At 64.9% G+C, this 22,872-nt stretch carries 20 protein-coding genes; 2 read left to right on the forward strand and 18 right to left on the reverse strand.

Features of this window, described 5'->3' with window-relative positions; genetic code table 11:
• Nucleotides 1–7 precede the first annotated feature (7 nt).
• The 16 genes from Q9R13_RS20230 to Q9R13_RS05435 all read right to left on the reverse strand — a co-directional run bounded on the left by Q9R13_RS20230 (nucleotide 8) and on the right by Q9R13_RS05435 (nucleotide 18,367).
• Complete coding sequence (locus Q9R13_RS20230) at nucleotides 8–871, reverse strand: maleylpyruvate isomerase family mycothiol-dependent enzyme (protein WP_397219052.1); 864 nt, start codon at nucleotides 869–871, stop codon at nucleotides 8–10.
• The gene (locus Q9R13_RS05365; RefSeq protein WP_310964043.1) at nucleotides 856–1,638 is read right to left on the reverse strand and encodes an enoyl-CoA hydratase/isomerase family protein; all 783 of its coding nucleotides are present in this window, start codon (nucleotides 1,636–1,638) and stop codon (nucleotides 856–858) included. The genes Q9R13_RS20230 and Q9R13_RS05365 overlap by 16 nt, the downstream gene beginning before the upstream one ends.
• Before the next feature lie 9 nt (nucleotides 1,639–1,647).
• Nucleotides 1,648–2,802, reverse strand: a complete 1,155-nt coding sequence (locus Q9R13_RS05370) for an acyl-CoA dehydrogenase family protein (protein WP_310964044.1) — start codon at nucleotides 2,800–2,802, stop codon at nucleotides 1,648–1,650.
• 70 nt (nucleotides 2,803–2,872) lie between these two features.
• Nucleotides 2,873–4,864 carry an ATP-binding protein gene (locus tag Q9R13_RS05375; RefSeq protein ID WP_310964045.1) on the reverse strand — a complete coding sequence of 664 codons (1,992 nt, stop codon included), beginning with the start codon at nucleotides 4,862–4,864 and terminating at the stop codon, nucleotides 2,873–2,875.
• A 14-nt stretch (nucleotides 4,865–4,878) separates the two neighbouring features.
• Nucleotides 4,879–6,477: an acyl-CoA carboxylase subunit beta gene (locus Q9R13_RS05380; protein WP_310964046.1), complete on the reverse strand. Its 1,599-nt coding sequence runs from the start codon at nucleotides 6,475–6,477 to the stop codon at nucleotides 4,879–4,881.
• 65 nt (nucleotides 6,478–6,542) lie between these two features.
• A complete protein-coding gene (locus Q9R13_RS05385; protein WP_310964047.1) occupies nucleotides 6,543–7,142 on the reverse strand; it encodes a TetR/AcrR family transcriptional regulator in 600 nt (199 codons plus the stop codon).
• Nucleotides 7,143–7,230: 88 nt separating this feature from the next.
• Nucleotides 7,231–7,536, reverse strand: coding sequence for an AtuA-related protein (locus Q9R13_RS05390; protein ID WP_310964048.1), 306 nt, complete (start codon nucleotides 7,534–7,536; stop codon nucleotides 7,231–7,233).
• Nucleotides 7,533–8,894 carry an acyclic terpene utilization AtuA family protein gene (locus Q9R13_RS05395; protein WP_310964049.1) on the reverse strand — a complete coding sequence of 454 codons (1,362 nt, stop codon included), beginning with the start codon at nucleotides 8,892–8,894 and terminating at the stop codon, nucleotides 7,533–7,535. Before Q9R13_RS05395 ends, Q9R13_RS05390 begins: the two co-directional genes overlap by 4 nt.
• Entirely contained in the window at nucleotides 8,891–9,940 is a 1,050-nt protein-coding gene (locus Q9R13_RS05400) for a phosphate acyltransferase (RefSeq protein ID WP_310964050.1), read from the reverse strand. The genes Q9R13_RS05395 and Q9R13_RS05400 overlap by 4 nt, the downstream gene beginning before the upstream one ends.
• Nucleotides 9,933–11,603, reverse strand: a complete 1,671-nt coding sequence (locus Q9R13_RS05405; protein ID WP_310964051.1) for an AMP-binding protein — start codon at nucleotides 11,601–11,603, stop codon at nucleotides 9,933–9,935. The genes Q9R13_RS05400 and Q9R13_RS05405 overlap by 8 nt, the downstream gene beginning before the upstream one ends.
• Before the next feature lie 820 nt (nucleotides 11,604–12,423).
• Entirely contained in the window at nucleotides 12,424–13,569 is a 1,146-nt protein-coding gene (locus tag Q9R13_RS05410; protein WP_310964052.1) for a thiolase family protein, read from the reverse strand.
• Complete coding sequence (locus tag Q9R13_RS05415; RefSeq protein ID WP_162250900.1) at nucleotides 13,562–13,981, reverse strand: Zn-ribbon domain-containing OB-fold protein; 420 nt, start codon at nucleotides 13,979–13,981, stop codon at nucleotides 13,562–13,564. The genes Q9R13_RS05410 and Q9R13_RS05415 overlap by 8 nt, the downstream gene beginning before the upstream one ends.
• 43 nt (nucleotides 13,982–14,024) lie before the next feature.
• Nucleotides 14,025–14,795, reverse strand: a complete 771-nt coding sequence (locus tag Q9R13_RS05420) for an SDR family NAD(P)-dependent oxidoreductase (RefSeq protein WP_310964053.1) — start codon at nucleotides 14,793–14,795, stop codon at nucleotides 14,025–14,027.
• Nucleotides 14,796–14,832: 37 nt separating this feature from the next.
• On the reverse strand, nucleotides 14,833–15,969 hold the full coding sequence (locus tag Q9R13_RS05425) for an acyl-CoA dehydrogenase family protein (protein WP_310964054.1): 1,137 nt from the start codon (nucleotides 15,967–15,969) through the stop codon (nucleotides 14,833–14,835).
• Nucleotides 15,966–16,781, reverse strand: coding sequence for an enoyl-CoA hydratase/isomerase family protein (locus Q9R13_RS05430; RefSeq protein WP_310964055.1), 816 nt, complete (start codon nucleotides 16,779–16,781; stop codon nucleotides 15,966–15,968). Before Q9R13_RS05430 ends, Q9R13_RS05425 begins: the two co-directional genes overlap by 4 nt.
• Nucleotides 16,778–18,367 (reverse strand): AMP-binding protein, encoded by a 1,590-nt coding sequence (locus Q9R13_RS05435; RefSeq protein WP_310964056.1) that lies wholly within the window; start codon nucleotides 18,365–18,367, stop codon nucleotides 16,778–16,780. Before Q9R13_RS05435 ends, Q9R13_RS05430 begins: the two co-directional genes overlap by 4 nt.
• 99 nt (nucleotides 18,368–18,466) lie before the next feature.
• Between Q9R13_RS05435 and Q9R13_RS05440 the strand changes: the two genes are divergently transcribed.
• Together Q9R13_RS05440 and Q9R13_RS05445 are read left to right on the forward strand one after the other, a co-directional pair.
• Nucleotides 18,467–19,015, forward strand: coding sequence for a MaoC/PaaZ C-terminal domain-containing protein (locus tag Q9R13_RS05440; protein WP_310964057.1), 549 nt, complete (start codon nucleotides 18,467–18,469; stop codon nucleotides 19,013–19,015).
• Nucleotides 18,984–19,583 carry a TetR/AcrR family transcriptional regulator gene (locus Q9R13_RS05445; protein WP_310964058.1) on the forward strand — a complete coding sequence of 200 codons (600 nt, stop codon included), beginning with the start codon at nucleotides 18,984–18,986 and terminating at the stop codon, nucleotides 19,581–19,583. The genes Q9R13_RS05440 and Q9R13_RS05445 overlap by 32 nt, the downstream gene beginning before the upstream one ends.
• Before the next feature lie 654 nt (nucleotides 19,584–20,237).
• Here the strand turns inward: Q9R13_RS05445 and Q9R13_RS05450 are convergent.
• Entirely contained in the window at nucleotides 20,238–21,329 is a 1,092-nt protein-coding gene (locus Q9R13_RS05450; protein ID WP_310964059.1) for an MBL fold metallo-hydrolase, read from the reverse strand.
• A gap of 387 nt (nucleotides 21,330–21,716) precedes the next feature.
• A complete protein-coding gene (locus Q9R13_RS05455; protein WP_310964060.1) occupies nucleotides 21,717–22,871 on the reverse strand; it encodes an acyl-CoA dehydrogenase family protein in 1,155 nt (384 codons plus the stop codon).
• Between the last annotated feature and the right edge of the window lies 1 nt (nucleotide 22,872).

A 22,872-nucleotide genomic window follows, 5' to 3' on the forward strand; every position in this document is an offset into this window, starting at 1 on the left:
GACTTTGCTAACCGTTTTCCGACTGGAAACTGGCCGGGACGTCGACCCTCCCCCGGTGGGCCGGCGAAGGCTTGGGCAACTGCCATCCATTCCGTCGCCACGTCGCCCACCACGGCCAGGCGTGTGTCGAGGAGATGGCGTCGCTGCGTAACGACGAGACAGAAGTCGAGCGCCGGGCCGGTGACGTGGTTCGTCGCCTCCGGTGCGCCCCAACTCCATATCCGCGCTCATGGGGTCCGGTGAGCTCTACTCGAACCGGTGCCGTTGGCACTGGACGACCGCGTACTCGGAAGCTATTTGGAAGTGTGCGGACCCCGAGATCCGCGATGTGCCTGAGCCTGTCTGTCGCAACCGGGCTGAGCCCGAGAGCATCAATGATGTCCTGCCCGTGTGCCCACGTCTCCATGAGACGAGCGGTGGCGAATGAAGCGACGCTCATGGCGGGCCCGAACCAGGGGATTCGCACCTGCGGTGCAACGGAGCGAAGCGACTCAATCAATTCCATTCGAGCACGTAGAAACTGGCCCAGCAACTCGTTTCCGGGCAACCGCCGTCCTGGAATGTTTGCGCGCTCGATGAATTCCGCGAGGTCCAAAAGGGCCTCGGCGCGAAGCTGCTCGAACCGACGTTCGTCGGTGATCGCATGGTGGGCCGCGTTGTCGGAGAAGGCCAGGTGGCTCACCTGATCCCGCACGGTCCACCCTTCCGCTGGTGTGGGTGTGTCCCATGCCGGCGTCGGTAAGGCGAGGAGCAGGCCCATCAGGTAACCGGTCTCGTCACCGAGATCCCGGAGCAGTGCCTCGAGCTCCACGCTCTTTGGGCCGCCGGTGGCGCGGGCGCTCATCGCGTTGCCTGTCACCGGCCCTGCCATTGTGGTGCACGCTTCTCTCGAAAAGCTCGCGGCCCCTCCTGGGCATCGGCACTCAGATAGACCGGCTCCCAGATTCGGTCCGCCTCGTCAAGCGCATCGTGCCAGCCACGATCAGCTGACGCGTAAACCATCGCCTTGGATGCAGCGACGGAGAGCGGGGCATTGACTGCTATACGTTCGCCCAGCTCCTGAGCGGCTTCGTGCAGCTGCTTGGCCGGCACAACCTCGTTGACGAGGCCGACCTCGCGGGCCCTCGTGGCATCGATAGGGTCGCCGGTCATAAGCAACTGCAGTGCCACCCGCGGCGGAATCAACCAGGGCAGCGGCGCCGCCCACGGGGATCCGCGACCAACTTTGACCTCTGTCACCGCGAAGCGGGCATGGTCTGCTGCGACGACCAAGTCGCACATCTGCGCCAGGAGAAAGCCACCGGCGTAAGCCACGCCGTTCACGGCGGCGATTGTCGGCTTGTTCACAGCAACCGTCCGACCGAAGTACGGAATGAAGTCGCGTGGTGGCAAAGCCAAACCTTGCTCCGCCATCTCCTTCAGGTCGCCTCCTGCGCAGAAGGCAGCGTCACCCGTTCCGGTGAGGATCAGGACCTTGGCCTCCGTATCGGCATTGAATCGTTCGACGGCCTGGAACAGTCCGGCGCGAACCGCGGCGTTGATCGCGTTGCGTGCTTCTGGTCGGTTGAGTCTCACCCAGGCGACATGGTCGACGACCTCGTAGGTCACCGCGTCGGTAGCAGCGTTCATCTCTGTCATCCGCACTCCTTAGTAGGAACTGGGCAGGCCGAGGCTGTGCCGGGCGACATAGTTGAGGATCATCTCCCGACTGATCGGCGCCGTCCGCATAAGCCGCATCGGTCCCCAGAGGGTGGCCAGGCCGTACTCGGTAGATAGCCCATTGCCACCGTGGGTCTGGATGGCTTGGTCGAGGGCGGCTATCCCCGCCTCGGCGGCCGCGAACTTAGCCATGTTCGCGGCCTCCCCGGCCAGGGGATCTCTTTCATCGTGTAACCACGCGGCGCGCTGCGTCATTAGCCGGGCGAGGTCGGCGTTGATCCTCGCATGCGCAAGAGGGTGCGCCACGCCTTGGTGTGTACCGATGGGAACACCCCAGACCTGGCGCTCGCAGGCGTATTCTGCGGCCTTTTCCAGGGCGTATCGAGCGATGCCGTTGCCGACGGCGGCACCCATGATGCGTTCGGGATTGAGACCTTGGAAGACCTGGCGTAGACCGTCGCCCTCGGTACCGATCAGGTTCTCCGCAGGGACCCGGACATCGTCGAAGAAGAGCGTGAACTGTTTCTCCGGCGCAGTCATCTCAACGGGGATCACCGTCTTCGACAGGCCTGGGGCATCCGTGGGAACCACGATGAGGCTCAGTTGACCACGCCCCGCATCGTCGGTGCCGGTCCGGGTCACGACGAGGATGGCGTCAGCCTCGTCGACACCAGAGATGTAGTACTTGGTGCCGCGAAGCACATAGTCGCCGCCGTCGCGGGCGGCGGTGGTCGACAGGTTGTGTGAGTTCGATCCGGCGTCGGGCTCGGTGATGGCGAAGGACATGATGGACTCTCCGCTGATGATGTTCCGCAGCCAGCGCTCACGCTGCGCCTCGGTGCCGAAGGTCTGAATGATGGAGCCACAAATGGCAGGGGAGACCACCAGCATGAGCAGCGGACAGCCGGCGGCAGCCAACTCCTCTGCCACGATTTGCAATTCGTAGACCCCGGCGCCGCCGCCGCCGTACTCCTCTGCCAGGTTCACTCCAAGGAAGCCGTACTTTCCTGCCATCTGCCAGAGTTCGGTGCTCGTGCCACCAGACTTCGACGTCTCGACGAAGTACTCGTGGCCGAACGATCGTCCGAGCTTGCCGACGGCCTCACGCAGCGCGTGCTGCTCTTCCGTTTCGCGAAAATCCACCTGTCATCTCCTATCAAAGTCCACATTCCGAGTGCCCAAATTGGGCTCATCACTACCGAGACAAAGCTCTCTACTTGTCCTCCCGCTCGAGAACCACGAGCACCTCCCCGTCGCGGACTGCTGCTCCCTGGTGGACTGCGACCTCCTGGACAAGACCCGGGTAGGGGCTCGTTACTGTGTGCTCCATCTTCATCGCTTCCAGGACCAGGAGTGGCTGGCCGGCAATGACGTCCTCGCCGACTTCAACCAGGACGCGTACGACGCTGCCCGGCATGGGCGCCGTGAGCGAGCCACCTGCGTCTGCCGCGCTCGGCGCCCCGAATCGCGGCTCCCGAATCAGCCGGGTGTATCCCAGCCGACTGTCCACATGGACGATGCAAGAGGCGGCGGCATCTCCAGAGAGAGTGACTTCAAAAGCGGTGCGCACGCCGGCGATTTCCAGGGTCACCCGTCCGGGGGCCAGTGTTCGGAGCAGCAGCTCTGGAACGTCCTCGTTGTTTACGCGCGCGAGAACGGCGCCATGAGCGAGCACATAGTCAACCCGGTACTGGTCCTCTGCCACCTCGAAGGTGACGTTCTGCATCTGGGAGGGGTTGTTCCGCCATCCCGCGGGAACGGTCTGCTGGACCGAGGCATTGGCTCGCTTCTGGGCGAGAAGAGCCAGGCTGGCCACCACCGCATGTAACCGGTCTGCGTCCGGATTGGCCAGCGGCCTACCGAGTTCTGCAGGCGGATGGCGAACTAGAAACCCCGTATCGGTGTCGCCGGCCAGAAACTCTGGGTGCCGGAGGATCCGAACCAGGAGGTCCCGGTTCGTCACCAGCCCGTGGATCCGGGCGCCCGCGAGTACCGTGCTGAGCTTGCGGATCGCTTCGGTGCGGCTGGGCGCCCAGGAGATCACCTTTGCCACCATGGGGTCGTAGTACTGGCTGATCGATGATCCGGAGTCCACGCCGCTGTCAATGCGCACTCCTGGCAATGTGTCGAAGTCGAACGTCTCGAGCGTCCCGGTCTGGGGCAGGAACTGCTGCACCGGGTTCTCGGCGTAGAGCCTCGCCTCCACGGCATGACCGGTGATCACTGCCTCCGATACTTCGGCGGGAAGCGGCTCTCCCATGGCGACCAAGAGTTGTTGCCGGACCAGATCGATACCGGTAACGAGCTCGGTGACCGGGTGCTCGACCTGCAGACGCGTGTTCATCTCCAGGAAGTAGTAGTGTCCGTCCCCATCCATCACGAATTCCACGGTCCCCGCGCCCACATAGCCAACGGCTCGCGCGGCCAATACTGCGGCACTACCCATCCGCTCGCGCAGTGCGTCGTCGACTGCGGGTGAGGGGCTCTCCTCGATGATCTTCTGGTATCGACGCTGGATCGAACAGTCCCGTTCAAACAGAGCGGCCACGCTGCCATGAGAGTCGGCCAGTACTTGGACCTCGACGTGGCGAGGTTGGACGACAAGTCGCTCGAGGAACACGGTCGCGTCGCTGAAGGCGGCTGCGGCCTCGCGCTTGGCGGCCGTGACGGCATCGATCAACCCATGTCCGTCGAGCACCTGACGCATGCCTCGCCCCCCGCCACCGGACGACGCCTTGACCAGTAGTGGGTAGCCGATATCTTCCGCGACCTTTCGGAGCTCGTCCTCTTCGAGGTCGGACACGTCAACCCACGGCAGCGTCGGGACGCCGGCGTCCGCCATCATCGCCTTGGCGGTGAGCTTGGATCCCATAGCTGCGATCGCCTCCGCGGGGGGACCGACGAACGTCAGCCCCTTATCGGTGCAGGCACGGGCGAAGGCGGCGTTCTCGGAGAGGAATCCGTACCCTGGATGAACGGCGTCCGCGCCCACAGCGAGGGCGGCAGCCACCAGGAGGTCAGGGTCTAGGTAGGTCTCCGCCGGTGTCACGCCGGGCAGCCGCACGGCTACATCCGCCTCTGAAACGTGGAGTGCGTCCGCGTCGGCGTCGGAGTAGACCGCAGCCGTGGCAATGCCCATCTCACGACAGGTGCGGAAGATTCGCCGCGCAATCTCTCCCCGGTTTGCGACCAGCATCATCTTCATGGAAATCATGAACCTCACATCCTGAAGACGCCGTAGCCGCGCTGACCACGGATTTCGGTGCTGTGGACGACCGACAGGCATATGCCAAGAACGGCCCGAGTGTCACGCGGATCGATAACCGCGTCGTCGTACACCCTTGAGCTGTTGGCCAACGCCGTCTCCTCACGCTCGATCTGGGCCTGCACTGCCTCGCGCATTCGCGCGTCCGCCTTCTTATCGAACCGAACGCCCCTGTCGGCAGCGGACTGCTCAGCCACGATCGACATCACGCCCGCTAGTTGCTGGGGACCCATGACCGCAGTCTTGGAGTGGGCCCAGGAAAAAAGGAAGCGGGGGCCGAAGGCACGACCACACATTCCGTAGTTTCCTGCACCGTATGAGACGCCGATGTTCACGGTCAGATGCGGCACTCGACTATTGGTGACCGCATTGATCATTTTGGCTCCGTCCTTGATGATCCCGTTCTGCTCGTAGGTCTTGCCCACCATGTAGCCCGTCGTGTTCTGCAGGAACAGCAGAGGGGTATCGACCTGGTTAGCCAACTGTATGAACTGGGCTGCCTTCTCGGCCTCCTCGTTCAGGAGCACGCCTCGGGCATTGGCCAGCACGCCCAGCGGGTAACCGTGGAGGGACGCCCAGCCGGTCACGAGGGAGGTGCCATAGAGGGGTTTGAACTCATCGAACCGCGATCCGTCAACGATTCTGGCGAGCACGTCACGCGGATCAAACGGCACCTTTGGCTCGTGCGAGGGGATGCCCAGGAGCTGATCTGCGGGGTAAAGCGGCTCGTCGGGCGGTTCGCTGGGCCCCGGTCCCAACTTGCGCCAGTTCAACCGTCGTACAATCTCCCTACCGATACGGATTGCGTCTACCTCATTCTCCGCAAGATAGTCGGCGAGCCCAGAGGTCCGGGCGTGCATCTCCGCTCCGCCGAGCGACTCGTCGTCGGACTCTTCTCCGGTAGCCATCTTGACCAGTGGCGGCCCCCCGAGAAAGACCTTTGATCGCTCGCGCACCATGACCACGTAATCGGACATGCCTGGCATGTAGGCACCGCCGGCAGTTGCATTGCCGAAGACCAAGGCAATCGTGGGTAGGCCGGCCGCGGAATGGTCAGTCAGGTCGCGGAACATGCGACCGCCCGGAATCGCCACCTCCGCCTGGGTCGGAAGGTCCGCGCCTCCCGACTCCACGAGCGTCATAATTGGCAGCCGGTTCTCCTTCGCGATTTCCATCGCCCGTGAGACCTTCTTGAAACTGTGCGGATTCAACGTGCCGCCCCGCACCGTCGGATCGTGTGCAATCACCATGACCTCCACGCCCTCGATGACTCCAATGCCTGTCACCAGGCTGGCTCCCACCGTGAACTCACTGTGCCACCCGACGAAAGGCATGAGCTCCAGGAACGCCGAGTCCTCGTCGAGCAGAAGCTCGATGCGTTCGCGCGCCAGCATCTTTCCCCGTGCGCGATGCCGCGCTACAGACTTTTCGCCGCCACCGGCAAGCGTTGCAGCGAGGACACCGTCGAGTTCCGCCAGTTTTTGGAGGAGGTGTTGCCTATTTTGCTGGAATTCGCTGGCCGAGGCATCCACGCGATCTGGCAGTACCTGCATATCTCCTCATCTCATCTGCATTCAACTTGGCGCGCTAGATCGCTGCGGATCGCCGCCGCCTCCTGCTAATCGTCGCTATTGAGAACACCCGCCAACAGGATCGCCATGATGTCGTCGACCATCCGATCGAGGGAGATCTTCCCGTCGGGCTCGTACCACTGCGGAAGCGAGTTGAGTCCCCCGAAGATGAACTTGACTACGGGTCGCAGTGGCACGTCCCGGAACTCACCAGCCTCAATGCCAGCCTTTAGGATCGACATCAGGACGTCCTCGTAATGTCGCCGAGCCTCGGCCAGCCCAGGCGCGGCCGACCTAGACATCAGCACCGCACTGTTCTCGGCCAAGGCCCTACCTGCCACCGTGTTCACCACACGGCTCACGTGCGTATGGACGAAAGCTCGCAAACGCTCGGATGGCTCGCCCTGTTCAACCTCGATCGGCTGAGTCTCGATCGCGTCGCTCAGCAACTCAGCAAGCAGGTCGCTCTTGGATGAGACGTAGTAGTAGAGACTGGGCTTCGAAAGCCCGACCCGCTCGCCGACTCGACGCAAACTCGCCTCGTGATAGCCACAGGTGGCAAATTCCTCCGCGGCCGCGGCGAGGATCTCCTTCCGCCGGCGGGCTTGCCGTAGCGCCTTGCGTTCTCCACTTGCACCCTCAGTCACGATACGACTCCCTCCCCTAGGGCGATGGCATACATGCCCGTCCATCCATATCCTGCGGACCCCCGGGCCACCATTGAGCCCCCGCCGTTCAGGCATCGATCTCCATCAGCAGTAACGCCTCACCCATCGCCTTCCCTTGAGCGTCCACCCGTAGCGAAGCCGTGCCTCCCCCGCCGAGCGCAGACTCCAAAACGAAATTGAGCGCCCCGAGGTTCGGCAGTTCGTACCGCCGAACCTCGCCGAGGCAGATACCCGCAAAGTGCTCCGCCACGCGATCGGCGGTCACCTCTCGCGCGAGCAGCGCATAATTCGAGCGATCGCGTGCGATAAGGCCGATATTGACAGAGTCGCCTTTGTCCCCAGACTTGGCATGCGCGATGTCGATGAGTCTCATACCCGCTCCCAAATAGTCACCTGAGGATCGACCGCACTCTTGGGGATCAGAGCCGGCCAGTAGGCCATCACCCGGCTTGGCTGAATCCGACCACCGGCCAGCAGGCCGGTGAACCCAGGCGGGCCCATTACCAAAGGAGCGATCTCGGCCGCGAACCTGCGTACCGTACGCTCGTCCTCCGCCCACACCGAGACCCGCAAGACGACTTCAGTCGGATCCGATGCTGGCGGCGTGAGAGGGCCGTGAACGGAGTTGTAGCCGACGAGATCGGTGCGGATCTGACGGAAGGATAGGCCCAATTCGTCCAGCCGGGTCCGCAGGATGGAATCCGCCAACTCCGCCTTGGCGACCGCGTCCGGCCAAGCCCAGGTGATCATCGCGGAACCCCGGAATCCATCCGGATAGGCCATCGACACTTTGAGCGAGTCCGTCGGTGAGTTGCCTCGCGCTCCTGACACCTCGACGCGGTCCTCACCCACCTCGCGCAGCCGAATACTCGTGAAGTCCGCCGTCACGTCGGGCGACAGGTACGCGGTGGGGTCTCCGAGCTCGTACAGCAGCTGTTCGGTCACGGTCGCGGTCGTGACGGCCCCACCCGTTCCGGGGTGCTTGGTAACGATGAAGGTTCCGTCCGCGCGAGCCTCGATGATTGGGTAGCCGACATGAGCCAAGTCGGGCATCTTCTCCCAACCACCCTGGAAGTTCCCGCCGCTGGCTTGGGCCCCGCACTCAATAATGTGGCCGGCGATGGTGCCCGCGCTTAGCAGGTCCCAGTCGTCCCACTGCCAACCAAATTCATGCACCAGCGGCCCTAGTACGAGTCCGGGGTCGGTGCAACGTCCGGTGATCACGACGTTCGCACCTTCAGCGAGAGCACGCGCGATTGGCTCGGCCCCCAAATACGCATTCGCGCTGGCTATCCGGTCTCTGACCGTGTCGAACCGATCACCATTTTCCAAGTTTTGCAGGGACACCCCGACCCGGATCAGGTCGTCCAACTGCCCCATGATGTCGTCGCCCGTGACGACACCGACACGCAGACCGCGGACTCCTTGTACCGCGGCAACGTCGAGCAGGGCCCGGGCACAAGCTTCCGGATTTATCCCACCAGCATTGGCTACTACCTTAATATTTCGCTCTAGGCACTCCCGCATGATTTCAGACATCAGCCCGACGAAATCCCTGGCGTACCCGGCAGTCGCGTCGCGCTCATACTGTTTCCGGAGCACCGACATGGTGATTTCCGCCAGGTAATCTAGAGTCAGGTAGTCGATGACGCCACCTCTAACCTGGGCTACCGGCGCCGCGGGACTGTCGCCCCAGAAGGCTTGCCCGTTCGCGACCCTGACCGTCTTCAATTCATCTCTCCTTGACAGTGGGATCCCGGGGACTCTCGGTCCTGCAGTACGTCGTATAGCAGCATTCCAACAGTGGTCACGATGTCGTCCACAGTGCATCCCCTTGAGACGTCTGCAAATGGCCGAGCGAGCCCTTGTAGGAAGGCTCGTGCCTTGGAACCCCCAAGCTGTTCCGCCACCTTGTAGGCGATGTTGGCCGAGTCGAGGCTCGGGAATACGAGAACATTCGCCGAGCCTCCCACCGCTCCTGATGCGGATTTCCGAGCGGCAACGGCACCAGACACAGCCGCGTCGAACTGCAGCTCCCCGTCCACGACTTCGTCGGGGAAAGTCCGCTGGAACAGACGAAGTGCGTCCCGTACCCGATCTACGTGCCGGGATTTGGAACTGCCCTTAGTGGAAAACGACAGGAATCCAATCCGTGGCTCGGTCCGCATCAAGGACCGCCATGAATGGGCCGTGGCTGCAGCGATGTCCACGAGTTGCTCAACCGTTGGCATGGGAGTTACGACAGCGTCGGCGAAGGCAAGTGTGCCCCCTGATCCGACGTCCGGCCGCTGGGTGTCGAGAAAGACGGCGCCACTGACGGTGGTTCGCCCTGGCGCCAGTCCGATACAGGACATTCCGGCACCGAGTATGTCCGCGCTGCTGGTCCGGGCCCCACCGATGGCCGCGTCGACCCATCCGGAGCGGACAAGCAGCGCGCTCGCATGGGCACGACTCGACAAGAACTCAGTGTCGAGGCCGACCCTATGGCAGGGGCGCCCGTATTCGTCGACCTGATTGTCGAGCGAGACCTCGTCATTCACGTCACGCATTTCGACTGCACTGAGGTCCAGGCCGAGGCCACGGGCAGTGGTCAGCATCTCAGACACGCGACCTAACACCACCGGACGGCACAACCCCGCGTCCGCCGCGGCGATAGCAGCTCTCAGCATCCGCGTGTCCTCGCCCTCGTAAAAGAGGACTCGCTTCGACGAGGACACGTTCTTGACGTCCCTCCATGCAGTGCCTATTCCATGAGGCACCACCACGGCCTTATTCACCCGCTTTGATCCCTAGGGCTTCGGCATATTGATGCTGGAGCACGAACTTCTTAACCTTGCCCGCCGGCGTCAGGGGGTACTCGGAGACGAACTGAACGTAGCGAGGCACCTTATAACTGGCGAGCCGTCCACGGCAGTAATCGATCAGTTGCGCTTCGGTCGCCTCCTGGCCTTCCTTCAGTTGGACCACTGCAAGGCCCACCTCCCCGTACTTTTCATCCGGAACGCCGACGAGATAGGCGTCTTGGACGGCAGGGTGAGTCCGCATAAAAGCTTCTACCTCGGCCGGAGCAACGTTCTCCCCCCCGACGATGTACAGGTCCTTCAGACGACCCGTGATGTAATAGAAGCCGTCTTCGTCCCACCTGACCATGTCCCCGGTGTGCAACCATCCGTCCTCGTCGATCGCTCTGGACGTCTCCCGAGGCATCTTGTAGTAGCCCTGCATGACGTTGGGCCCTCGAGTACAAAGCTCGCCATCCACTCCTGGTCCCACTTCTTCCCCAGTAACTGGGTCGATGACCTTGGCTTCACATCCCTTGGGGCGGCCCACAGAGCCGACTCGCTGAGTGAGGGGATCGGTCCGGCTGGAAATGGTGATCAGCGGCGAGCTTTCGGTCATGCCCAGTCCGATGATCAGCGTCAGCCCGAAGGCGCCCTCCACCGCCTTGCACGTTTCGACCGGGCACGGCGCGCCCGCCATGAACGCCATCCTCAATGGGCCGAAGTCCCAATCGGGAAGGCTCGAATCGTGCAGCATCGTGATGTAGATGGTGGGGACTCCACCTGTATGAGTGCACTTTTCCTCAGCCAAGATACGCAAGGCGAGGGGAGGAACAAAGCGGTCCATGGAGATCAGCGTGGATTTCCTTTGAAGAGCGCTCAGCAGGCCAAGGACACAGCCGCCGTTATGGAAGAACGGAATTGGAATGAGATACCTGCTTTCGCTATCAAGTTCCATGGCCTCACTGAAATGCCACGCGTTCTCCAACAGATTCGCGTGAGACAGCAGACAGCCCTTCGGTTCCCCGGTAGTGCCGGACGTGTACATGATCATGAGCGTGTCGCTGGGCTTGACGTTGGCTGTGAGCTTGAGAATCTCCTCGTCACTGAGGGAGCGCCCGGCATTCACTAGCTCGTCGAGGCCAATGACTCCGGTTAGACTGGGATCCCCCACGCAAACTACGTCCCGCAGCATCGGAAACCGGTCGAATCGGCCGTCGCCACCAGCAGCGGAGCCGCTTAACTCAGGCAACAGATTTTGGAGGATTTGCTCGTAATTGACATTAAGAAATCGCGGAGTGTAAATTAGAGCCACCGAATCAGACTGCCGGAGCAGATACTCGAACTCGGACTGCCGATAGAAGGAGTTCGCCGGCACGAAGACGGCTCCCAGCATCGCGGTGGCGTGCTGGAACAGCACCCACTCGATGCTGTTTGGCAGCCATACCACGACGTGGTCTCCATGACCGATACCCCGCGAACTCAACCCCTTGGCGACCTCCCCGGCCTGGGTGTAGAGCTGGTCATAGGTCAGCCGTCGCACTCGCTCGCCGTCGTCTTCATAGCAGACGACCGCTTCTCGATGGGGATTCTGCGCCCGCGCGGCGACGAGACGGTCCGACAAGGTCTCGTGATCGCGGTCGTACGTAAACGCATCCATTAAGGCGCCCCTCTGTTCTCTCGACCAATGCACCGATTCGATCGCTGGTCGAAAAACCTACTCGCGGTTGGACGCCGGGTCAATGGGTTCTTCCCTTACCTTCGATCCGTGGAGCGGCCGGGCTGACGATCGTGATGTCGGGTGATCGCCGCCGCCTGCTCTCCGCGACACTGACCGGGGATCAACACGTGGAAGGCTGGGCGGACCAGCGGATCAGAAATGCCCAGCCGTGGCGAGTCGGACGGTGATCAGGCGGTCCATGGTGTGCCCGCGGACGTCGACGGCGACCTTGCGCCAGCCGCCTTTAGGCACGGTCTGGGACAGTTGGCCGTCGTGGGCAGCCGCTCGCCTTTAGTGCGGGGGGACTGCCCCGGTTGGCGGTGCGCGGCCTCGTTGAGGGCGGCTTCACGACGCATCCTCGAGGTCCGGTGGGCTCCCGGTAGCCCGGCGCCGGCGAGGGTGGGGGTGGCGCCGTCGGTGACCATGGAAGCACCGCCTGGGGAGCCAGTCGACGATCTCAGCGAGCATCGCCACGACGTGGGCGACCGTCGTCGTGGGGCGTGCTTCTTGTGCACCCGAACGTTGACCGAAACCGTGACCGGACACCCGCCCCACGGCGGCTGTATCTGCATGGTGATCACGACCAGGTTCAGGCCACGGGCATAGACCAACCCGTTTGATGGTGCAGCGGACCGCGTCACGAAACACCCCGGCGCCTTCGGCCTTGGGGCGGTCGTATGGAAAGGCGTTGCCCCCCACAAGTGTTCAGACGCATCGAGCAGATGACACGACCTACAACTCGCGAACTACGTTCAACCTGCTAGACCGTCAGAATGTGGACACTGCCGGCTGCCGCGTCCAGCCCGGTGGCGACGCCACCCAGCATGTGGGCAAGGCCGACCTTCGCGCCAGGTACCTGGCTGGCTCCGCTGCGCCCGAGCAGCTGGTCGGTGATGTCGCAGATGACCCGGACGCCGGATGCGGCCAGCGGGTGGCCGAGGGACAGCAGCCCACCGCTCGGGTTCACGGGGATGCTCCCGCCTAACGAGGTGGCGCCGGAGCGGAGCAGACCCACGCCATCACCGCGCACGCACAGCCCCAGGTCCTCATAGTGGACGATCTCTTCGCTCGCGAAGGCGTCGTGCAACTCGACGACATCCACGTCGGAGGGCGCCACACCGGCCTGCTCGTAGGCGAGGGCCGCCGCCCGCGCACCGAGCTCGAGGGTCGTGATGTCGGAGCGCCGGAAATCGTAGTCGCCCGAGACCAGCGCTGATCCAGCAACGCGGACCGGTGCTTCGGCGTACTTCTTCGCCACGTCGGCGGACGCCATGACCACGGCAGCAGCTCCGTCGGTGTTGGGGCAGCACTGGAGCAGCGTGATGGGGTCGGCGATCATCCGGGAGGCCAGTACTTCTTCGACGGTGAAGCGCTTCTGGTACTGCGCTCGCGGGTTCAGGGCACCGAAGTCATGCGCCTTGACCGACACCTGGGCGAAGTCCTCAGGTGTCGCGCCGTGGGTCTCCATGAGACGCTGCGCCTGAAGCGCGAACAGTACGGGCATGCTGAGTCCGAGCTGACCGTCGAGGTCGTCTCTGTCCGGCGGGATCAGCTTCCCGGCGATCGGACTCGTGGTCATCGACTCGACACCGATGGCGATGCCGAGGTCGACGAAGCCGGCGGCGATGTCCTTGTAGAGGCTGCGGATCGCTGTCGATCCACCCGCGCACGCGTTCTCGACGTTGACCATCTCGACGCGGGTAACGCCGAGGTCCTTCATGATGGTCTGGCTGGTGATCATGGCGTCGTAGACCCGGGAGGAGAAGACGGCCTGTATCTGGGCGGAGTTGATGCCTGCGTCGGCGATCGCGGCGCGGGCGGCCTGGCCTCCCAGGTCGGCGATGCTGCGCTCGGGCATTTTGCAGAAGTCACTCTGTCCCACTCCGATGACGAAGACCTCACGCATGGGCGGATTCCTTTCCGGGCGCCGGGACGAAGCGGTAGGCGAGCACGTCCTGCTCCTGCTCACGCCACATCGGCACGATCTCGAGCGTCATCGGGGTGCCGGGCGCCGGAAGGTCCTCGCCGGCGGAGATCGCGAGTTGGGCGAAGACCCTCACGCCGTGGGGCATGGTCACGTAGCCGACGGTGTAGCCAGGTGGGTAGCGGTGGTTGCCCATGTGTACGACGGTCGCGCAGAGCAGCTCGCCGTCTGAGCCGAGTTCCACGGGCTCCTGCGCTTCCCTGCCGCAGTCGAGGCAGCGAGGAGCGGGCGGATACGACGTGTGGCCGCACGCGGTGCAGCAGCTCGCGAGCAGGGTCGGACCTGCCGCTGTCTCGCGGAAGAGTCCTTCGCGCAGGGGAACGGGGTTGGTCACGTCGATGCTCCTGATTCTAGGTCGCGGTCCATGGGAGGACGGGTCAGCTCGGCGGGAGGATCATCCCGGCGTCCAGCCGGATCGAACGGCCGTTGTGCATAGGGTTTCGGACGATCTCTTCGATCAACATTGCGAACTCCGCGGGCTCGCCCATGCGCCGTGGGAAGAGTGACTGGGCGGCGAGTTCCGCCTTCAGGGCGGGAGGGACCTGGTCGTAGATCGGCGTGTCGAAGGCACCGGGCGCTACCGTCATGACACGGATTCCGTGCTGGGCGAGCTCACGGAACAGCGGCATCGTCAGGCCGACGAGGGCGGCTTTGGAGGCGCTGTAGGCAATCTGCCCGATCTGGCCCTCCCACGCCGCGCCTGAGGCGACGTTGATGATGACACCACGTTCGCCGCCGGCGGTAGGCTCGCTGGCCGCCATGCCGGGGGCCACGCTGCGCATCACATGGATCGGGCCGTAGAGGTTCACCTTGATCCCCTTGTCGAAGACCTCCATAGGCAGCGGTCCGCGGCTGGACAGGAGCTTGGCGGGGGCGGCGACGGCGGCGGCGTTCACCACGACCTGGACGGCACTGTGCTCGGACTCGACGGCCGCCACGGCCGTCTCGACCTGGTCGAGCTGGCTGACGTCGACCTTGTGGTAGCGGTAGCGCTCCCCCAGCTCGGCGCGGAGGGCGGCTCCGCGTTCGTCGTTGAGGTCGAACGCGGCGACTGCCCGGGCTCCGAGCGCGAGCAGGCGGCGGGCGGTGGCCTCACCTAGGCCGGAGGCGCCACCGGTCACGATTGCTACGACGTTCTCTATCTTCACGGCTTCTCCCGGGAGCGTTGTGGTTCTCGGTGCCGGTTCAGCGGCCCATGACCTCGCGGCCGATGGCGGACCGGGCGATGATGAGCTTCTGGATCTGTGGCGTGCCGTCACCGATTTGGAAGCCGGACACGTCGCGCAGCAATGCCTGCAGCGGCATCTCCTCCGACCAGCCGACATGGCCGTGGAGCACGATGCAGTCCTGCACCGCCTGGAAGCCGACCTGGGGTGCCCACCACTTGAGCATTGCCGCCTCGACGGTGTGCGGCCTTGCGTTGCTGCGTGCCTCGAGCGTGGACGTGGCCAGGGCTCGGATGGCAGTGAGGTACGTCAGGTGTTCGGCGATCGGGAAGGTCACGCCCTGGTAGTGGCTCAGCGGCTTGCCGAAGCTCGTGCGGGTCTTGATGTGCTCGATGGTCAGGTCGATGGCCCGCTGGGCGATGCCGACGACCATGAACGCGATAAGGGTGCGCGTCAGGTCGAACTCGTTCATGATCATTGCGAACCCCTCGCCGCCCTGACCGAGTTGGTGCGAGTGCGGAACGAAGACACCCTCCATGGCGATCGAACCGCGGCCGACCGGCCGGAATCCAGGGTCGGCGAAGCGCTGGCCGGACAGGCCGGGTGAGTCCATGGGCACGACGAATGCACTGATGCGTCCCGTGTCGGTCTGACGCGCGACGATGATCGCGAGGTCTGCATCGGGCCCCTGGGTGATCGAGGTCTTCTCACCCGACAGCTCCCAGCCGCCGTCCACAGGAACGGCCTTGGCGCTCAGCGCCTGGGCGTCGGACCCGGACGCGGGCTCGGTGAGTGCGATGGCACAGACTGCTTCCCCTGCGATCACCGGTCCGAGCCAGCGGCGGACTGCCTCTTCCGAAGCGGACTTGACCAGCAGGTCGGCCGTGACGTTGTTGGCGAACACCTGGTAGCCGCAGGCAGCGTCGGCGTAGCTGACTTCTTCGCAGGCGATGCCGAGGGCTTGCAGGTCCGATCCCTGACCTCCCTGCTCCTCGGGGACGCAAAGGCCGAGTAACCCATTCCTTCCGAGGTCGATAAGGGTATCTCGCGGGTAGGGGGCACCCTGAGCGCGCTCGAGATACCCCTCGAGGAAGGATTTGCGCGCAAACGCGCGAACGCTGTCGCGGAAGTCAGCGAGCTCGTCACGGTCCGTCATCTGGTGCCTCCCGACGTCGTCTTGAACAGCGGCGCACGCTTCTCGGCGAAGGCTCTGAGCCCCTCGTCGACGTCAGCGCTGTGCAGGTGCTCGGCGGTGACGAGTCGCTCGAGCCGCAAGGCGCTGGCGAGCGGCTGGTCGAGGCCGTCGTCGATCGCCTGCTTGAACAGGCGCAACGCGCTCGGGCTGCGCCGCGCGATCGTCGTGGCAAGCTCTTCGGCTCGCGTCACAAGCTGGTCGGCCGGGACGACCTCGTTGACCAGGCCCATCGCCTGCGCCTCCTTCGCAGTGACCAGCTCACCGGTGAAGGCGAGGTACTTGGCGCGGGTGGGGCCGACCACCCGTGGCAGCCGGGCTGCGCCGCCGGCGCCGGGGAGGAGGCCGTAGTTGATGTGGCCGTCGCCGAGGCGCGCGTCGGCCGAGGCGACGACTAGATCGCAGTGCAGTGCAAGCTCCAGTCCACCCGCCATCGTGATCCCATTCAGCGCAGCGATGACTGGCTTCGGCAGCGAGGCGAGCATGGCGAAGGTCTCGGCCGCCCCCTTCTCGAAGGCGAGCAGTCGAGCGGGATCCACCTTGCCGTCCGGGCCCAGCACCTCCTTGAGATCTGCGCCGGCGCAGAAGGCACGGCCCGTCGCCGTGACGACCACGACACGCACGTCCCGCTCGTCCTCGATGTCAGCCAGATGGGCGGCAAGTGCATCGAGCACGCGCTCGCTAAGGGCGTTCATCGCTTCGGCCCGGTTGAGCGACAACCAGGCCACGGGGCCCTTGTCGATACGAGTGACGGCGGCTCGCGTCACTGCGCTCATCGATCCCCACCCTCGGCGCCGATCTCTGCACCCATGGCGCGCAGACGCTTCTTGTCGATCTTCCCGACGAGGGTGGCGGGCAGCGCGTCGACGAGGTGGATCTCCTTAGGCGCCTGGTGCGCGCCCTTCGCGTCGCGCACGAGCCGCTTGAGCACGGCCTTGTCGATGGCGGCTCCCTCGTGGAGGACAACGAACGCGGTGACCGCCTCGCCCCACTTGTCGTCCGGCATGCCTACGACCGCCACCGCGGCGACGTCGGGATGCGCCGCGATCACGTCCTCGACTTCCTTCGGATAGACGTTGAACCCGCCTGAGATCACCATGTCCTTCTTGCGGTCCACGATGTGGAGATAGCCCTGCTCGTCACGCATCGCCATGTCCCCGGTATGCAGCCACCCATTGCGCAGAGTCTCCTCGGTCAAGTCGGGCCGGTTCCAGTAGCCGGACATGATGACTGGCGAGCGGACACAGAGCTCACCGGGAATCCTATCAGGGACCGGCTGGTCGGCTTCGTCGACGATCGTCACCGTGGTGCCGATGACCGGACGCCCGCACGAACTGAGCAGGTCCGGACGCCCAACCGGGTCGTGCTCCTCACGTAGGAGGCTCGTCGTAACGCCGACGCACTCAGTCTGGCCATAGCACTGGACGAACTTCTGCCCGAACCGGTTCAGGGCCTGGGTGAGCCGGGAGGGCGAAATCGGTGCTGCGCCATAAACGAAGGTCTCGAGCGAGCTCAGGTCCGCGTCCTCCGATGTGGTGTGGTCGAGCAGGGCGTTGATCATTGTCGGCACCGCGAAGGTGCAGTTGGCCTGCTCCTTCTCAATCGCCTGCACGAAGGACTTCGGCTCGAAGCCTTGAAGCAAGATGACCGTGCCGCCGCGGGCCAGGGTTGGGAAGAGCGGCAGCACCCCGGCATGCGTGATCGGCGGTGCGACCAGGTAGCGGGGCTTGGCGGGGAGTTGCCAGCTCGTCAGCACCGCCTTGCACTGCTCGGCCATCGCTCGGTGCGAGAGCATGACGCCCTTCGGCGTGCCGGTGGTCCCGCCCGTGTACTGCAGCCAGGCGAGGTCCTCCCGGCCGGCCGGGCCCGGCTCGAGCGGCTTCGGGTCGTAGCCCTCGATCAGCTCGAACAGGTCCTGCCCAGCGTCGGACTCACCGAACACGAGCAGATGCTTCACCGTCTTGGAGCGTTCGGCGACAGCGGCTCCCACCTCCGCGAATGTCGGATGGACGATGAGGACCTCGATCTCGGCGTCGTCGCAGATCCAGACGTGATCCTCGACGGACCCCATCGGGTGGAGGCCGGTGTAGTGGCCGCCGATGAGGTAGGTCGCCGCCTGGGTCAGCCAGACCTCGGGGATGTTGACACTGAGCGCCCCCACGCCAGACCCATGGGAAATTCCGCGGTCGACGAGCAGCTGCTCTATGCGACTCATGGAGTCGGCCGCTTCGGCGAACGTCATGCGCTGTTCGCCGAGCACGAACGCCTCGTTGTCCGCGAAGCGCTCAAACGCCTCGACGATGAGGTCGCTATACGTCGCTCCGCGCGAGGCGGCCGGGATGGTGGGGGCTGAGTGAGCCATGTTGACGCCTTCCGCCGGATTAACTCATCAGTTAGTCTAGGCAAGTCTTCACGTACGTCAAGGTCGAGCACGACCTCGTTCGAGAAAGGTGCCCGCGTCGTGAGCAGTGCGGGTCCAGCTCCGATCCAGGACGGTCTGCTGTACGCCGAAGACCTCGCCGCGCGGGTCGGCGTACTGAGTTCGCTCGGCCCCGTCACCATGACCGAGTCGGAGATCCGCGCCTTCGCGCAGCGGTGGGACCCGCTTCCAATCCACGTCGGCGACGGGGGTCCTTTCGGCGGTGTGATCGCCAGCGGGCTCCACACTTTTGCAATGTTCCAGCGGCTCGCCGTCGACGCGGCGTACTCCTCCTGGGCCGTCTTCGCGGGACGTGCGATCCGCGAGATGCTGCTGCCGCGGCCGGTCCTCCCTGGCGACGTCCTGACCGGCTGGGTCCGTGTCAACGGCGCCTGTCCCCCGCGCAACGGCATGGCGAAACTCGAGGTGGAGGGCCGCCTGGAGAATCAGCACGGCAAGACGGTCCTCACTCTGCGCCTCGAGAGCTATGTGAGCACCGCACGAGCCTCGAGACACCGGTGGAGTAGCCTGCAGCCGTCCGGATCCGGAGGGAGCACGTGTGGCCAGGCAACGGGCGACGACCACGGCTGACATCATTGAAGCCGCCGCTCGCGTGTTCCAGACCAAGGGCTACCGAAGCTCGACCATCGACGACATCTGCCTCGAGGCCGGGATCTCCCGTCCGACGATCTACAAGTACATCGAGAGCAAGTTGTGGCTCCTGGACCAGATGGTGGCGCACGTCACGGAGGAGCTCAGCGAGAAGTTGCAGGCCCTGCTCACCAGCAACCTCTCGCCCCGCGAGAAGATTCGGGCGGTCGTCAAGCTCCACATCGAGTCAGCGTCCAGCAAACGCGTCTTCTACGCCACTGTCTGGGGTGAGCAACCGGAGTTGTCGGAGCTGGCGCTCCAGTCCTTCCGATCCTGGTCCCACACCGTTACCCGCGATTTCGCCGAGCTCCTGGATGATTACCGCAAGAGCGAGAGACTCGAGCCGAAAGCGGATGGCACGGTCCTGGCAAACCTAACCCTGACCATGCTCACCAGCCTTTTCCGGTGGTACGACCCACTGGGATCGACCACGCCCGAGGACCTGGCCCACCAAGTGCTGGTGATGCTGTCGGGTCCCCTTCCGGCAATCGACCAAGACGGTGCCTGAGCCAGCTGTGCCCGGACGGGTAGAGCTTGCCCAGATCGGAGGGGATCTCCGTGCCGTCGCCGTACCTCTTGTGGTTGAGCCGATCGGTGCCGAAGTCCCGACCGCTCCAGGTTCGGTGCCCGCCACCGATTCCGACGCTGACGAGTGGTCCGCCGACACTCGGCGGCCAGCCCGAGCTCGGGCATCATCGCCGCGACGGTGTTCTCTCCTGCGCCGAACGGTCGCCGTCGCGCCACTCGTAGAACCTTCCCTGCGAACGCCCAGAAACGCCCGACGCGTAGTCGCCGACGGCAGCACGCCGTGGTTCGCCCTCTGGGCGGCGATAGATCCGGCCACGGATACCAGCACATCGCCTCGTGCACCCAGTGGGCCACCAAGCTCTTGGGCACATCACGCTGGCCGAAGATCGATGATCTCCCTGCGCAGGCGCTGCATCTCCGCGCGCTCGGACTCGCTCAACGGCGCGTTCTCGCGTGACCTCCCCGGCTGGGCCTTGGCCACCCAGGTCCCCAACGTCCCTCGATGATCCCCAACTCCCGGGCCACCTGCGCGATCGGTTTCCTGGTTCCGAGCACCAGCCGGACCGCGCCCTGCTCGAAGTTCGTCGAACTTCGCTACCTGGCCATGGCTCATCGTTTGTGGCGATGCTCCACGCTACGAGGGGAAGCCCATGGAAACTGGTCGGCGAGGGCTGACGGTGTAGACGACCCCGCCGGAGGTTGGGGTGGCGGTGGCCCGGCCGCGGGCGACGAGGAGGTCGAGGTGGGCCTTAGTCTCCATGGCGGCCATGCCTTGGTTGAAGATGTCGAGCTGGTCCCACGGGTGCTCGTGGCGGGTCCAGCCGAGGTGGGTCGCGACGCCCTTCGCGGTCGACGGACCACGGGCGAGGGCAGCGAGGCTGAGCTCGAGCCGCTGCTCGTGATGTATGAGCAGCTCGTCTACCCGTGCGTGGGTCGACGGCGCGATCGGCCCGTGGGCAGGCAGGAGCTGGAGGTCGGGCAAGGCGCGTACCTTGGCCAGCGAGGTGAGGAAGTCACTGAGCGGCGCATCAGCGGGCGGCACGGTGAGACCGATCGACGGTGTGATCGTCGGCAGCACGTGGTCGCCGGCGAAGAGCAGCCCCGCCGCCTGTTCGGCGAACACGTAGTGGCCGGGAGTGTGGCCGGGCGTGTGTACGGCGTCCAGCACCCGCGTGCCCAGGTCGACCGTGAGGTCGCCCTCGAGCCAGTTGCCCGGGAGCGCCCAGATCGACAAGTCCGGCATCTCGCCTGGGCCGGCCTCAACCCAGGCCTCGGCGACGTCACGCGCTCCGGCGGTGACCAGGACGTCGTGGAACGGGTTGCGCTTGGTGTCGGGAGTGAGCAGCAGCTCCAGCGCGGGCCGCTCCGGCTCGCCGAGTATGACCTCGGCGCCATACTCCCGGCCGAGAACCGAGGCCATCGTGAAGTGGTCGCGGTGAATGTGGGTGACGAGGAACCGATCGATGTCGCCGAAGCCGTAGCCAAGCGAGCGCAGGCAGCGGTCCAGCAGTTCGCGGGCCTCGGGAATCGCCCAGCCGCCGTCGACGAGGACGGGGCCGGAATCGGTGTCGATGACGTAGACGTTGACCGCCCGCAGGCCGTCCATCGGCAGCGGCAGCGGGATTCGGTGGATGCCCTCAGCGACCTGCCACGCGCCCTCCGCGGTCCAGTGCGTGCCGGAGTCGGCCGAGATCGCCCGGTGGGTCGGTGTCGTTGGCGTCGTCATGTCATGGACCCCGTCCGAACCGTCACGACGGGCTGGACGACGATCGAGCACGTCACCGCGTCACCACGTCACCGGCGCGCTGCGGCGAAGGAAGCGTATGTCGTGGATGTCCTCGCCCGCGACGAGGCCGTGCCGCTGATACACGCCGGTCGCTGCGAACCCTTTGGATGATCCGGGCCGTGTGCAGACCGCTGGCGATCCAGTGCGCGGACGTCGGTGTGCGCGGCGAGATCGCGATCGACGTGGACGTACTGCGGGGCCCGGGCCGAGGCGAACTCGACGACCTCGTTCTCCGTGACCTGATAGGGGCCGCAGTCGATGTCTTGCCCGACGGGCATGTCCTCAGCGGGCAGGAGCACGGGTGCGTTGTCTCAACGTCGGAGCACGTCATAGGGCTCTGGCCACCAGTTCCTTCATGATCTCGTTCGTTCCCCCGTAGATCTTCTGTACGCGGGCGGCGGCGAACATCCGGGCGATCGGGTATTCCATCATGTAGCCGTAGCCGCCGAAGACCTGCAGGCAGCGATCGACCACCTTGTTCTGTATGTCGGTGCACCAGAACTTCGCGAGGGAGGCACCGGCCGCGTCCAGTTCGCCGGCGACGTGCCGGGTGATGCAGCTGTCGACGAGGGTGCGCGCGGCGAGGGCGTCAGCAGCGCACTCGGCAAGGACGAATCGGGTGTTCTGGAACGACAGGAGCGTCTCCCCGAAGGCCTCTCGCTCTTTCGCGTAGGCGATCGCGTGCCTTACAGCCGTCTCAGCCGCGGCTGCCGCCGTGACGGCGATGATGAGCCGTTCCTGGGGCAGCTGCTCCATGAGCTGCTGGAAGGCGCGGCCCTCGACGCCCCCGAGGAGATTGACGGCAGGGACGCGCATGTCCACGAACGCCAGCTCTCGGGTGTCCTGGCCGTGCATGCCGATCTTCTCGAGCACCCGGCCGCGCTCGAAGCCCGGCAGGTCCTGCGTCTCGGCGACGACGAGGGACAGGCCTCGGCCGCCGGGCTCGTCGCTGGTGCGGGCCACGATGATGAGCACGTCGCAGTGGGTTCCGTTGGAGATGAATGTCTTGGAGCCGCTGATGATGTAGTGGTCGCCGTCGCGTACGGCGCGGGTGCGGACCCGTTGCAGGTCCGAGCCAGTGGTCGGTTCGGTCATTGCGATCGCAGCGACGAGTTCACCGGAGGCCATGCCGGGTAGCCAGCGCAGCTTCTGCTCCTGCGTGCCGAAGGCGTTGATGTAGTGCGCGACGATGGTGCTGTGCACGCTGTTGGCCCAGGCGTCGTCGGCGACGTGGGCCTGCTCGGCCGCGATGACCGCTTCGTGTGCGAAAGTGGCGCCGCCGCCGCCGTACTCCTCGGGGATGCTGATACACAGCAGACCGGCGCGTCCGGCCGCGCGCCAGAAGTCGCGGTCGACCATGTGCTGCTCGGCCCACCGGGCTTGGTTCGGCACGACCTCCTTGTCGAGGAAGGTGCGGGCGAGCTGCTGCAGGTCGTTTAGGTCCTCAGTCAGCCAGGGGGACCGGTAGTCGTCCAGGATCATC

This window comes from Nocardioides marmorisolisilvae (assembly GCF_031656915.1).
Lineage (GTDB): Bacteria > Actinomycetota > Actinomycetes > Propionibacteriales > Nocardioidaceae > Marmoricola > Marmoricola terrisoli.